Origin of the sequence: Hymenobacter pini (assembly GCF_020421205.1) — a bacterium.
GTDB lineage: Bacteria > Bacteroidota > Bacteroidia > Cytophagales > Hymenobacteraceae > Hymenobacter > Hymenobacter pini.
This window is the reverse complement of the sequence record NZ_JAIZZH010000004.1, coordinates 1-12748: the sequence shown is the minus strand read 5'-3', so window position 1 is coordinate 12748 and position 12748 is coordinate 1. Positions and strand designations below refer to the sequence as shown.

Below are 12748 nucleotides of genomic sequence, written 5' to 3'. Positions count from 1 at the left end.
AAAAGCCCCGCCATGTGTTCTGACTGGGCTTTTTGCTGTATGAAGGCTACGGCACCACCTTCAGCCGGACTACGCGAGTATCCACGTCGCCCTTGTCGAAAAAGTCCTGCTCAAACAGAATGGTCTTGTTGTCAAGCCAGCGGGGCTGGGTGCAGCCCCATTCTGTTTGCCGTTCCCAGAGCAGGCGCGGCGCTTTATCATCAAGGCTCCAGAGTTGCAGGCCGCTGGGCTCAAACCGGGCCAGTACATCGGAGTTACCGCACACAAAGTGTTGGCCATCGGGGGCAATAACGGGCGGAGCCATCAGTTGGGTGCGGCGGCCACTCCGTTGGTCTACCAGCATGTAGTAGCCACCTTCATACAGGTGCACCGAAACCAGCCACTGATGAATGCTGGGCAGCGTGGCCAAGTATTCATACGCCACGTTCCGTTCGTCTTCGGCCGGGTTGTTCACGAGGCGAACTTCCGGCGCGGCCGTGGGCCGCAGGCGCAATGCCCGACCAGTACGGGTTACCCGCGGCCCGGATTTAGCCAGCCGCAGCTTTTCCTCGGCCGCAAAATCCAGAAAAGAGTCCTCCTCCTCGGCTGAGGCCGGCTTGGTCGTTACCCATTCGGGGCTTGGCAGCTGGCTGTACACCTGCCGGGCCGCCGGGTAAATGCGCAGTACCCGGCCCGGCACCTGCACCAACGTATCTAGGTGCTGAAGGCGGTAAATGCGCGGGGGCTTGGGCGGGGGTAAGGGAGGCAATGCAACGCTCGGCCGAGACTTCTCGGTGGGCTGCATACGCAACGAGCAGGCCGGTAGCACCACCAGCGGAAGCGCGGCGGCAGCTACGGTACGAAACCGAAACATGGGGAGTAGAGTAGGCTTGGGTCGAAAGGCGCGTCGTTGGGGGGCGGCGGACTGGGAACGAAAAGAAAAGCGGCCGCGGAGAGTTCCGCAGTAAGTGGAATTGTTGCCCGCATGGCAGCATAAAATGCGCAGCAGGCTAGTGGAGATTATATACTGGCTACGGGTGGAAAAGGGCCGAAAAGACTTCCGGATTTTCGTTAAAATTTCTGCCCGAGCCACTGCTGAAAACTGGTCTGCTGTTCGGGGGTGGTAGAGGCCAGCTTTTCGATGGTCACCTTCTGCCAGAAACGGTGCCCCGCATCGGCAGCCAGCGGCACTGTCAGCAGGCGGTTCTGGCGGAATACGGTTACCTCGTGGTGGTCGACGCCGTCACTGAGCAGCGTCTGCAGATTCATATCCACGCGGCGGCCGTTGATGGCCACAATTTCGTCGTCTACCGTCAGGGCCAAGGCGGCGGGAGCGTCGGGCAGGATGTCGGTTACTTCCGTCCGCTCGTTCTTCACCACCGTCCGGAAGCCATACACCCCTTCCGAAACCGACAGGTTTTCGTCGATGCGCAGGCGGCAGCCTACAAAGCCGAGCACCCGGTTCAGGGGTTCTTCCAGCGGGGCCGTGCCGTAGATAAACTTATCGAAGTAGGCCTGCATGTCGCGCCCGGCCACTTCTTTCACCACCCGGATATAATCTTCCTCCGTGTAGCCCACGCCGGTTTTGCCGAAATCCTCCCACAGTCGGCGCATCACATCGTCGAGGCTGCGCTGGTGCCCGGAGAGCTGCCGCAGCGTGAGGTCCAGCAGCAGCGCCACCAAGGCCCCTTTGTGGTACACCGATACTTTGCGGTCGGGCACGCCGGGCTTATAGCCATCTAGCCACAGGTCCATGCTGGCATCAGCTACCGAGAGATGGTAGCGGCCGTAGTCGTCGTAGTGCTTGCGCAGTACGGTATTCAACTCAGCAAAGTACTGCTCAGCGGTGCGCACGCCGCTGCGGGCCAGCAGGTACTCGCCGTAGTAGGTAGTAATGCCCTCCGCAATGAAGCAGGTGCGGAAGTAATTCTCCCGGGCGTAGTCGTAGGGCTGCATTTCGGCCGGCCGGATGCTCTTGATGTTCCAGGCGTGAAACAGCTCGTGGCAGCTCACGCCCAGCAGCTCCTTATACAGCCCTTCGGTCATCAGCAGCTCAGCCGGCCCCAGCACAATCACCGTGGAGTTGAGGTGCTCCACGCCGTGGTAATGCTTGTAGGGTAGAATCTGGTTCAGGAAATGATAATCCTGCGCCGGAAACGAGCCAAATAGCTTCAACTGCTCCTCACTGAACGCCCGGAAATCCTCCACCAGCCGGGCCCAGTCTACCGGGCACTCGCCCTGAATCCAGATGTAAAAGGGTAGGCCATTTACCTCATAGTTACGGTACTGCAGGGTAGGGCTGGCAATGAGAGGGGAATCGGCCAGGTGGTCGAAGCTGCGCGCTTCCAGCAGGTTAGGGCCGCGCTGGGGGAGGCCACAGGCAATCTGCCAGCCCTCTGGTACATCCAGCAGCAACTGGCAGGTTTCTTCCTGCCGTCCTTCAATATACATCAGCGCCTGCACTGGGTTCAGGTACAGCTGCGTCTCATCCAGCCAGGAGCCACCGGCGTCCATCTGGTGGGCGTAGAAGTTGTAGCGCACCCGCACCGTGCGGCCGGCCGCGCCGCTCAGCTGCCACCGGTCCTTCGTGATTTTGCGGCTTGTCAGCGCCTCGCCGGTAGCCGCATCCTCCAATACCACGTGCTGCAGCTTCTGCGCGAAATTCTGCAGCTCATACCGCCCCGGCCGCCACGCGGGCAATTGCAGCTCTACCGGCGTTTCCGTGCCCGCAGGCACTTCAAACGTCATCTGAACGTGCAGGTAAAACGTGAGCGGATTCTCGAAGGAAACGTGGTAGTGAATCATGGAAAGCGAGGAAACGGCAACGGCCGAAAAGCCCGGCGCAAAGGTACGGATTGCCCGGCGGTGAATGCAGGAAAGTGTACGGATATAAGCCAAGAAACTACCGTATCTTGCGCCTCGGTTTTTGCTAAGTAGCAGAGTAGAAGGCCGGAAAAAGCTGCGTGAAGCATTGCCTTTTCCAAATCAACCTGTTACCTTTGCCGGCCTTACTTGTAACAGAGTCACTTACCCATACCATGAAACGTACTTTTCAGCCCTCGCAGCGCAAGCGCCGCAACAAGCACGGTTTCCGCTCGCGCATGGAAACCGCTAACGGCCGTAGCGTAATCGCTCGTCGTCGTGCCAAAGGCCGCAAGCGCCTGACCGTATCTGACGAAGGTCGTCATAAGCGCTAAGCCGCTGCTGGCGGCTGAAACGCCGCTGCTCCCGCCGATGAACTCTCCTGTTACAACGCCGGGCGCGCGCTCCTACTCGTTTCCGAAAGAAGAACACTTGTGTCGCAAAAAGCTCATTGAAGAGCTTTTCGGCCGGGGTTCTTCTTTTGGTTTATATCCCCTGCGCCTCGTGTGGCGCCCCACCGAAGGCCCTACTACTGCGCCGCCCCAGGTGTTGGTAAGCGTGAGCAAGCGCAACTTCAAGCGCGCCGTGGACCGCAACTACCTCAAGCGCCTGATGCGCGAGGCCTACCGCCTCAACAAATACCGGCTGTTGGAAGCGGAAGGTGGCCACTCGGTGGCGCAATTAGCCATTATCTACACTGGCAAGGAAAAAAAGCCGTTGTCGGTTATCGAAAAGAAATTAACTTCAGGGCTGGAGCGTTTGCTCTCCGAAACCGGCGCCCCGGCTGGGGCTTCTGCCGGTTCGTAAGAAACAAACGCGCTGTGGGCTGGCTTTCTAGTAAATGCAGGAAAACCCGCCGCACGGTACGTCGTAGGGTCTTTTAGTTGCTTTCAGCCCCGTTTATGCGCAAAAAATCTTTGGCCGTGGCTGCCCTGCTGGGCGGTGCCGGCCTACTCGTATCCTTCCGCGCAGCTACCGACAATGAGCGGTACTTCGAAATTGCCAAGAACCTCGACATCTTCGCCACCTTATTTAAGGAGGTGAATACGTACTATGTGGATGAGGTACCGCCGGCCAAGCTGGTGAAAACGGGCATCGACGCCATGCTCAAGTCGTTGGACCCGTACACCAACTACATCCCCGAAGACGATATTGAGGACTTCCGGACGATGACCACCGGGCAGTACGGGGGCATTGGAGCCGTAGTAGTGAAGCGCAACAGCAAAACGGTGGTGCAGGCTGCCTACGAGGGCTACCCCGCCCAAAAAGCTGGTTTGCTGCCCGGCGACGAAATCCTGACCATCAACGGGGTGAACGTGGAGAAGAAGTCCAACGCCGATATCAGCAAGCTGCTGAAGGGCCAGGCCAACTCCCAGGTGAAGCTGATGGTAACTCGCTACGGCCAGGACGCCCCGGTGGAAATCAATATCACCCGCGACAAAATTCAGGTGGACAACGTGCCGTACTATGGCATGCTCACCCCCGAAATCGGGTACTTCCAGCTTTCGGGTTTCACGGTAGACGCGGGCAAAGAAGTGCGCATGGCCGTGGCCAAGCTCAAGGAGCAGGGTGCCAAAAAGCTGGTGTTCGATATTCGGGATAACCCCGGCGGGCTGCTCAATGAGGCGGTAAATATCTCTAACCTGTTCGTGGACAAGGGCAAGGACATCGTGAGCACCAAGGGGAAAGTTTCTGACTGGAACAAGACCTACAAAGCCCTGGACGCTCCGCTGGACACCCAGATTCCGATGGTGGTGATTACCTCCAACCGCTCGGCCTCGGCTTCCGAAATCGTGTCGGGTGTGCTGCAGGACTACGACCGGGCAGTGCTGGTAGGGGAGCGGACGTTTGGCAAAGGCCTCGTGCAGGCTACCCGTCCGCTGAGCTACAACTCCCAGCTGAAAGTGACGACCGCCAAGTACTACATTCCGAGCGGCCGCTGCATTCAGGAAATCGACTACTCGCACCGTGCCGAGGATGGCACGCTGGGCAAAGTGCCCGACTCCCTACGTACGGCTTTCAAAACCATGGCCGGTCGCACCGTGTACGACGGCGGCGGCGTGGCCCCCGATGTGGAAGTGGTGGACCGGGAAATTGCCGACATCACGCGGGTGCTGCTCCAGAAAAGCTACCTCTTCGATTACGCTACCCGTTACCGAGCCGAGCACGCCAGCATTTCGCCCGCCCGTCAGTTTAAGCTCACGGATGCCGACTATCAGAAGTTTGTGGACTACCTAAAGGGCAAAGACATCAGCTACAGCACCGACGCCGAAAAAGCCCTGGCCGACCTAACCAAAAAGGTGAAGGACGAGAAGCACTACGACGATGTGAAGCTGGAACTGGAAGCCATGCGCCGCAAGGTAACCACCAACAAGGCCAATGACTTGATGCGCTTCAAGCCCGAAATTAAGGAGCTGTTGGAGCAGGAAATTGTGTCGCGCTACTACTTCCAGAAGGGCAGTATTGAAGCCAGCTTCGATGACGACCCCAATATCCTGATGGCCATGACGGTGCTAAACGATGCGCCCCGCTACGGAGCACTGCTCAAGCCCGGCACCGTTGAGGCCAAAACCCGCCCTGAGGCAAAGCGGAGCACCGCTGGCGGCCGCCAGTAGACCAATGAACGAGGTACAAAAAAAGCAGCCCGATATTAGGGCTGCTTTTTTTGTTTAACGAAACTCATTATGGGTACATTCATATTGCGTGCAAAGCATTGGCAAGTTTTTCTGTTGACAGTAATGCTGTTGACTATGATGCATTTGACCATTGAAGATCAGGTGTTTTTTTCCGGTATAATGGGGGCCGCAGGCTATTGTCTTTACTTCATTTGGTTTGCAGTATTAGGTAACACGCTATTTCCCCTATTGCCGCGTGATACAGATTATAGTTTAACGTGGTTCCTAATTGATACAATCTTAGTTGCGGCTAGCCTAGCTGCCTTATTAATTCTAGTAGATAGCCGAACTTATCAGGCAGAAGGTATAGCTGCTTTACCCATGCTGTACATCTTTTTCGCAATGTTTCACGGTCCCTGGTTTTTAGCAGCAGTGCTCGTTGCTATTGAAAAGAAACGCAAACCTGAGTTCGGTTTCTATTTTGGGACATTACTCTTGTTCCTTTTCTGGCCAGTAGGGGTATGGTTTATTCAGCCCCGCTTAAATAAGCTGCTAGAGGACGCGGAGTGGACGAAGAAGGCCGTAGCAGACCTCGGGGCTGAAAAATAAGCACCATAAAGCGTACTGCTATTGGCTGTACCTTTGCGCTATGTCCAAGTTGCTGCTCTCCCTCGAAACCTCGTCGCCGGTATGTTCGGTGGCGCTGCACCATCTTGAAACCGGCCGGTTGGTTGGCCAGTCGGAACTGCGGCTGGAAAAGTCGCACTCCTCACACCTAAGCGTGCTTATCAACCAACTACTGGAAAACACCTTGCACACGCTGCAAGATGTGGCGGCAGTGGCGGTTTCGGATGGACCGGGCTCCTACACCGGGCTGCGTATTGGCGCGGCGGCAGCTAAGGGCTTGTGCTACGCCCTGGATATTCCGCTGCTGGCCATCAGCACGCTGCAAAGCCTGGCCTACCAGGTGGCAACTGTTACAGCTCGCCCCGAGCAATACCTGTATTGCCCCATGCTGGATGCCCGACGAATGGAGGTATACGCCGGCGTATACCGCGCCGATGGCGCTGAGGTATTGGCTCCCACACCGCTGTTGCTCGATGAAACCACGCTGGTCGAACAATTAGCCGGGCATTCGTTGTTATTCTTCGGAAGCGGAGCTGCTAAATTCCTGCCGCTGGTAGCCGATAACCCGCGGGCCGGCTTTCTGGCGGGTATCGAGCCATCGGCAGTAGCCGTTGGGGCGTTGGCTCTGGGGGGCTACCAGCGCCAGGAGTTCCGCAGTGTAGCCTACTACGAGCCCTTTTACTTAAAAGAGGTGTACACCACTACTCCCAAGAACAAAGCTTAGCACTGGCTGCTTCTCAGCCCGCGAGCTAGGCGCTACTAACGAAGTACCAATATCCATGGAAGATTTTGTGAACCGCGTGGCCAATTCCGGCCTGATTACTTTCAACCTGGAGGAATTTATTCACCCAGGGGAGCGGGTGGTGTATGATATCAAGGATAACCTGTTTCACGGACTGATGCTGCGCGAAAAGGATTTCCGGGAGTTCATCAAAACCCACGACTGGGCGCAGTACGACGGCAAGAACGTGGCCATCATCTGCTCCACCGACGCCATTGTACCCACTTGGGCCTATATGCTGCTGGCCAGCAAGCTCCAGAACCACGCCCACCGCTACGTATTTGGCCCTTTAGAGGCATTGGAGCAGGAGCTGTTCCAGGAGGCAATTGCCGGGGTTGATGCCGAACAGTTCCGCGACGCTAAGCTGGTAATTAAAGGCTGTGGCGAAAAACCGGTGCCTACCTATGCGTATGTGGCCATCATGCAGAAATTCCTGCCCGTGGCTGGCAGCATCATGTATGGGGAGCCGTGCAGCACGGTGCCGCTGTACAAGCGCCCGAAAGTCGTTCAGGCATAGGAGCACCCCCTTTGTAAAGGCAAGCCCCTCTTCCGTCAGCAATCTGTAGCAATACCGGTTGGAGATGGGAGAGGGGCTTTGTTATGGGCTTTCTGCAGGGGTGATTGTCAATAACATCTGCATATTTGACCTACAACAGCAGTTTTACATGGCTTCTTCCACCGCGTCTCCCTATAAAATCAGCGTACTAACCGGCATTGCCATTGTGGTGGCCAACATGGTCGGTACTGGCGTTTTCACCAGTCTGGGGTTTCAGGTAGAGAGTATCCAAAGCGGGTTTGCGCTGTTGATGCTGTGGACAGTGGGCGGCGTTATTGCGCTATGTGGGGCACTGTGCTACGGCGAGCTGGCTGCGGCCATGCCCCGCTCGGGTGGAGAATATCACTACCTCTCGCGCATCTATCATCCGGCTTTAGGTTTCCTGTCGGGCTGGGTATCCGCTACGGTGGGGTTTGCGGCCCCCACGGCGGCAGCGGCTCTGGCCCTGGAGCGGTACGCTGGTAGTGTATGGCCAACGCTACCGCCTCGTTTGTTGGCGGTGGGGGTAGTGGTGCTGCTTACGGCAGTACATGGAAGTAGCAGCAAAGCCGGTAGCCGGGTGCAGGTATTCGTTACGGCGTTGAAGGTGGCAGTACTGGTTGGTTTTATTGGGGCTGGGCTATGGGTAGCAGAACCACAACCCATTGCATTCCTGCCTCAAGGCGCTGCCGATTGGCAACAGCTGCTCAGTCCAGCCTTCGCCGTGTCCCTAATCTTCGTGTCGTACGCTTACTCTGGTTGGAACGCCGCGGCCTACTTAACGGGTGAAGTGCAAGACCCTCAACGAAACCTTCCCCGCATTCTGCTTATAGGCACGGCCATTGTGCTGGTACTGTACGTGGGGCTGAATTTTATCTTTCTGTATTCCACTTTCATCAGCCAACTGAAAGGCCAGGTTGAAGTAGGGTTTGTGGCTGCTACGTCACTGTTTGGTACCAGCGGTGGCCGGCTGATGGGCGGCCTCATTGCAGCACTATTGGTCTCCACGGTGAGCTCCATGATTTTTGCCGGGCCGCGTATTGTGCAGGCTATGGGCGAGGACCTGCCGGCTCTGCATTGGTTGGCCCGGCGCAACGAGGCGGGAGTACCTCTGCGGGCTACCCTGTTTCAATCGGCGCTTACCCTGGTCTTCGTGCTGAAATCCTCGTTTGCGGAAGTGGTTGTATATGCCGGCTTCATCCTCAACCTATTCACGTTTCTGACGGTACTAGGGCTTTTTGTGCTGCGAATCCGTCAGCCCGAGCTACCGCGCCCGTACCGAGCGTGGGGCTATCCGGTTACGCCATTGGTCTTTCTGGTGCTCAATGGCTGGACGCTGTGGTTTATTGCCCGCGACAAACCGCTGGAAACACTCTATGGGCTGGCTACGTTGGGTGTAGGGTTATTGGTGTACTGGGGTAGTCGGCGGGTTGCCGTCCGTACATAGCGCACTCCCTGTAGTATAACTAGGTATAGAAATCAGTCCATCCGCAACGGCATCTACCTGGAAAAAGCGGGCGTATCAAGTCATCTTTGAGTCGGATACCCGCGCCGGCCGCAACTTCGATATTGCGCTGCTAGTAGCCATTGTGCTGAGCGTAGTAGCCGTTATGCTGGAAAGCGTTTCCAGCATCAGTGCCCGGTATGGTCAGTATTTGCGGGGAGTAGAATGGTTTTTTACCGGGCTGTTTCTGCTGGAGTATACCCTGCGCCTGCTGGTAGTACGGCGGCCCGTCGCATACGCTTTCAGCTTACTGGGCATCATCGATTTTCTGGCTATTGTTCCTACACTAGCTAGCTTGCTGATGGTAGGGAGCCGCTACCTCATCGTTATTCGCACGCTGCGGCTCTTGCGGGTATTCCGCATTTTTAAGTTGGGGCGGTTTGTAGGGGAGGGCGAGTTCATTGTGACGGCCCTCAAAGCCAGTCGTTTTAAAATTCTGGTATTTCTCACGGCCGTACTCACCCTCGTCACCGTCATTGGCACCCTGATGTATGTGGTTGAAGGTGGGCAACATGGCTTCAGTAGTATTCCTAAGAGTATCTATTGGGCCATTGTAACCGTCACTACTGTCGGGTACGGCGACATTTCTCCGGTCACAATTCTGGGGCAAACGCTGGCTTCCATTCTCATGATTCTGGGCTACGCAATTATTGCAGTACCTACAGGTATTGTTTCCGCCCAGATGGCTAGTGGCCCCCCGGCGACTCCTCCGCAGTATAAACAAGTAGTTTGCCATGTCTGTCAGGCTACCGACCACAAGCCAGAGGCCGAATACTGCTGGCGGTGCGGCGAAAAGCTGTGAAATAAGCTCATCAAGTAGCTTTTCTTACCTTTCGGCTTCCCTCAACTATTCCCAGCTATGCGTTTTTCCGCTGTCCGGCTGCTGCCGGTTTTGGTAGCTCTAGTAACCGCCTGCTCCGATCAACAAAAAAACACAGCCGAGCAGAAAGCCCCTCCAGCAACTCCAGCCCCTGATACTGCCGCCGCGCGCCCAACGGCTCCCTCAACTCCGCCGGCTACCCCCGATACGGCTACTATTCATAATGTAGCAGCCTATTTGGCGGGTCTGCCTGTGAGTAAAGGCAGTGCGTTAAAAAGTCTCACGACCCAGCCTGCCTGGCAAGCCTATGCTGCTGACCAAACCAAGAGCTGGAACAACTACCAGACTACCCGTACCGCTAAAATTGAAAGCTGGGCCGCTTCAGAGCTAGATTCAGCCCGCACTGCCAGCCCTACCATTTTCTACCCGTTCAGCGGCCCCGATTTTCTGAACGTAACTACCATGTTTCCCTCCAGCAAAACGTACGTGCTGATGGGCTTGGAGCCAGTAGGTATGGTACCTAATCAGGCTACGCTCGAAAATCCCAAGTTATTCCCAGCGTTAAAGGCTTCCCTGTGGTCAGTGCTAAACTTTAGCTTCTTCCGCACCAACGATATGGCGGTGGAGTTGAACACGAAAAAGCCCGATAGTAATACGCTTAGTAAGGCCAATTCAATTCTGAAAACGGCTGAGAGAAACAACCAACGCCTCAATATTGGTGGTGTTGTACCGTTGCTACTGCTCTTCTCCGCTCGTACAAACCATCAGGTCGAATCCATCCGGTACCTGCAGCTCACGCCTGAGGGCCAGCTTACCGATGCTGACTCCACCACGATAAGCAAGCCCGGACCCAACGTAGTAACCGGGGTAGAGGTGAAACTGCGGACTACAACCGGCGAGGAGAAAACCGTGGTGTACCTCTCCGCCGACCTTAGCGACTGGAAGTTGGGCCAGACCAAAGAAGCCGCGCTGAAATACGTGCGCAGCCTCGGCCCGCTTACTACCTATGTAAAGTCGGCCACCTACCTCATGCACAAAAGCTATTTCAGCAAGGTGCGTAACCTCATCTTGGAGCGCAGTAATTACGTGCTCCAAGACGACTCTGGTATTGCCATGAAGTACTTCAAGCCCACGGACTGGCAGTTTACCTACTACGGCACCTACAAACGGCCTATCAATCTGTTCGCGAAGCAGTACCAACCGGCTCTCACGGCTGCCTACACCGATAAAGCCAACCCGCCTCGTCCGTTGCCCTTCGGGACCGGCTACAACTGGCGCCAGAACGATTCCAATCTGTTGCTGGCCCGCCACCGGCAGCCCGTTCTGCAATAGCTTATACATATAGTATATACTGAGCCACGCCCCACTACGGGGTGTGGCTCTCGTGTTTTGTAGCCAGTATTGCGGGTATAGCTGCTGAATTCACTGTACCTTCCTATATGGTACGTATTGTTTCTGGGCTTCTAGCCACTCTATTGACTACCGCAGCAGCCCTAAGTCCCTCCGTGCTTCCTTCCTCATCGGTTGCGGCTACATTTCCCGACAGCCCGTTACTGGATAGCTTGCTTCATGCCTCACCAGCTCTGGTGCCGGTAGTTAACCGAGCCGAAGAGTATGAACTGCAGATTATCTATACTCAAATCAACCGGGACGAGCAGTTACGGCCCACGTTTATACCGCATACCTACCGGCTCAACTCCCGGCAGTACTTCAACCCAGCTAGCATGGTGAAGCTGCCCACCGTGGCGCTAGCCCTCGAAAAGCTAAACAAACTACACCGCCCGGGGCTTACGCGTCGCTCTCACATGCGCACCGGCGTCGCATTTCGTTGCCAGACAGCCGCTCCCTTTGTCTCATCCCCCGATTCTGACCAAGTCAATACCGTTGGTAATTACACCAAGCGCATGTTGCTGGTCAGCGACAACCAAGCCTACAATCGGCTGTACGAGTTCTTGGGGCAGCGATATCTCAATCAGCGTCTCTCCGATTTAGGATATACCGATGCCCGCATTGTTCGCCGATTCGCCCCCTGCGACACTGCCGCCAACCGGCACACCAATCCCATCGATTTTCTAGATCCGGTTACCGGCCAACTCTGCTACCAACAACCCGCCGCGTTTAATAATCAACCCTACACGTTTCCGCTCGGACGCGTAACCAAAGGCCGGGCATACCAAGCCGGCCAGCGCATCATTCCCCAACCATACGACTTCACCACTGCCAATAATCTTCCGTTGCAGGTTGTCACTGAAGTACTGCAGGCCATCTTATTCCCGGAATATATTCCTGAAAGTAAACGGTTTCAGCTAACCCCCAATGATTACGCTTTCCTGCGGTATTATCTCCACCACACCCCGCATAGCTCCGGTTATGGGCCATATAAGCATTCACGTTATTTCGATGCCTACAAGAAGTACTTGTACTACGGCCGCAATCCACAGATAGCGGCCCAATCCGGGTTGCGCATCTATAATATAGTAGGGATGTCGCACGGCTACTTGGCCGACGTGGCATATTTCGCCGATTCGACTCGCCAAACCGAATTTATGCTTAGCGCAGTTGTGTATGTAAACAAGGATGGCGTTATCAATGATGGAGCCTATGAATATGAATCCATCGGTCTGCCCTTTTTAGCGGCTTTGGGCCAGACTATTTACCAATACGAGGCTCAACATCATAGAAGCCCCCATTTCCCCTACAATGATTTTGCATTAGAAAGTATCCGATAGCTGCACGCGGCTACTAGGTAAAAAAACTACCCCAGGCACTATATATGACATATATCTGCCGTCACTTACCCTCGACGAAGAGCTACTTGCAAGTGAGACCGCACAACCCAAGAATAAGTCACGCAGATTATCCTAGGTGATTATCAGGCAAATAAAAAATAAGAGCGAGCCTTAAACGGGTTTTTTTCTTGGGCGGGTTTGGAAATGCGGATACGACCCGCCACTTTTGCACTCCCAATCCGAAACGCGGAGCGGGCCGCTGCCAACCACTGGGGCCACCAGCGCGCGGTTTTCTT

Annotated in this window: 12 protein-coding genes; 10 read left to right on the top strand and 2 right to left on the bottom strand. The window is 55.7% G+C overall.

Translation table 11 applies throughout. From position 1 onward, the window contains the following. Positions 1-46: 46 nt before the first annotated feature. Together LF252_RS15855 and LF252_RS15850 are read right to left on the bottom strand one after the other, a co-directional pair. Positions 47-853: a hypothetical protein gene (locus LF252_RS15855; protein WP_226270564.1), complete on the bottom strand. Its 807-nt coding sequence runs from the start codon at positions 851-853 to the stop codon at positions 47-49. A 197-nt stretch (positions 854-1050) separates the two neighbouring features. Continuing rightward, complete coding sequence (locus tag LF252_RS15850) at positions 1051-2784, bottom strand: M61 family metallopeptidase (RefSeq protein ID WP_226270563.1); 1734 nt, start codon at positions 2782-2784, stop codon at positions 1051-1053. Between the two features lie 233 nt (positions 2785-3017). Here LF252_RS15850 and rpmH point away from each other — a divergent pair, with 233 nt between their 5' ends. The 10 genes from rpmH to LF252_RS15800 all read left to right on the top strand — a co-directional run bounded on the left by rpmH (position 3018) and on the right by LF252_RS15800 (position 12452). Beyond that, positions 3018-3176 carry a 50S ribosomal protein L34 gene (rpmH, locus tag LF252_RS15845; RefSeq protein ID WP_045689549.1) on the top strand — a complete coding sequence of 53 codons (159 nt, stop codon included), beginning with the start codon at positions 3018-3020 and terminating at the stop codon, positions 3174-3176. Between the two features lie 37 nt (positions 3177-3213). Beyond that, positions 3214-3648 carry a ribonuclease P protein component gene (locus LF252_RS15840; protein ID WP_226270562.1) on the top strand — a complete coding sequence of 145 codons (435 nt, stop codon included), beginning with the start codon at positions 3214-3216 and terminating at the stop codon, positions 3646-3648. A gap of 95 nt (positions 3649-3743) precedes the next feature. Continuing rightward, entirely contained in the window at positions 3744-5456 is a 1713-nt protein-coding gene (locus tag LF252_RS15835; RefSeq protein WP_226270561.1) for a S41 family peptidase, read from the top strand. A 135-nt stretch (positions 5457-5591) separates the two neighbouring features. Then, a complete protein-coding gene (locus LF252_RS15830) occupies positions 5592-6065 on the top strand; it encodes a hypothetical protein (protein WP_226270560.1) in 474 nt (157 codons plus the stop codon). Positions 6066-6105: 40 nt separating this feature from the next. Then, positions 6106-6807, top strand: a complete 702-nt coding sequence (tsaB, locus tag LF252_RS15825; RefSeq protein ID WP_226270559.1) for a tRNA (adenosine(37)-N6)-threonylcarbamoyltransferase complex dimerization subunit type 1 TsaB — start codon at positions 6106-6108, stop codon at positions 6805-6807. A gap of 55 nt (positions 6808-6862) precedes the next feature. After that, a complete protein-coding gene (locus LF252_RS15820; protein ID WP_226270558.1) occupies positions 6863-7381 on the top strand; it encodes a DUF2480 family protein in 519 nt (172 codons plus the stop codon). 148 nt (positions 7382-7529) lie between these two features. After that, positions 7530-8846 carry an APC family permease gene (locus LF252_RS15815; RefSeq protein WP_226270557.1) on the top strand — a complete coding sequence of 439 codons (1317 nt, stop codon included), beginning with the start codon at positions 7530-7532 and terminating at the stop codon, positions 8844-8846. A gap of 25 nt (positions 8847-8871) precedes the next feature. Further along, on the top strand, positions 8872-9705 hold the full coding sequence (locus LF252_RS15810) for an ion transporter (protein ID WP_226270988.1): 834 nt from the start codon (positions 8872-8874) through the stop codon (positions 9703-9705). A gap of 57 nt (positions 9706-9762) precedes the next feature. Continuing rightward, the gene (locus LF252_RS15805; protein ID WP_226270556.1) at positions 9763-11055 is read left to right on the top strand and encodes a hypothetical protein; all 1293 of its coding nucleotides are present in this window, start codon (positions 9763-9765) and stop codon (positions 11053-11055) included. 107 nt (positions 11056-11162) lie between these two features. Further along, the gene (locus LF252_RS15800; protein WP_226270555.1) at positions 11163-12452 is read left to right on the top strand and encodes a serine hydrolase; all 1290 of its coding nucleotides are present in this window, start codon (positions 11163-11165) and stop codon (positions 12450-12452) included. Positions 12453-12748: the final 296 nt, after the last annotated feature.

Coding starts and splice junctions, on each gene's coding strand:
- LF252_RS15855 (WP_226270564.1), bottom strand. CDS start 853: ATGTTTCGGTTTCGTACCGTAGCTGCCGCCGCGCTTCCGCTGGTGGTG.
- LF252_RS15850 (WP_226270563.1), bottom strand. CDS start 2,784: ATGATTCACTACCACGTTTCCTTCGAGAATCCGCTCACGTTTTACCTG.
- rpmH (WP_045689549.1), top strand. CDS start 3,018: ATGAAACGTACTTTTCAGCCCTCGCAGCGCAAGCGCCGCAACAAGCAC.
- LF252_RS15840 (WP_226270562.1), top strand. CDS start 3,214: ATGAACTCTCCTGTTACAACGCCGGGCGCGCGCTCCTACTCGTTTCCG.
- LF252_RS15835 (WP_226270561.1), top strand. CDS start 3,744: ATGCGCAAAAAATCTTTGGCCGTGGCTGCCCTGCTGGGCGGTGCCGGC.
- LF252_RS15830 (WP_226270560.1), top strand. CDS start 5,592: ATGATGCATTTGACCATTGAAGATCAGGTGTTTTTTTCCGGTATAATG.
- tsaB (WP_226270559.1), top strand. CDS start 6,106: ATGTCCAAGTTGCTGCTCTCCCTCGAAACCTCGTCGCCGGTATGTTCG.
- LF252_RS15820 (WP_226270558.1), top strand. CDS start 6,863: ATGGAAGATTTTGTGAACCGCGTGGCCAATTCCGGCCTGATTACTTTC.
- LF252_RS15815 (WP_226270557.1), top strand. CDS start 7,530: ATGGCTTCTTCCACCGCGTCTCCCTATAAAATCAGCGTACTAACCGGC.
- LF252_RS15805 (WP_226270556.1), top strand. CDS start 9,763: ATGCGTTTTTCCGCTGTCCGGCTGCTGCCGGTTTTGGTAGCTCTAGTA.
- LF252_RS15800 (WP_226270555.1), top strand. CDS start 11,163: ATGGTACGTATTGTTTCTGGGCTTCTAGCCACTCTATTGACTACCGCA.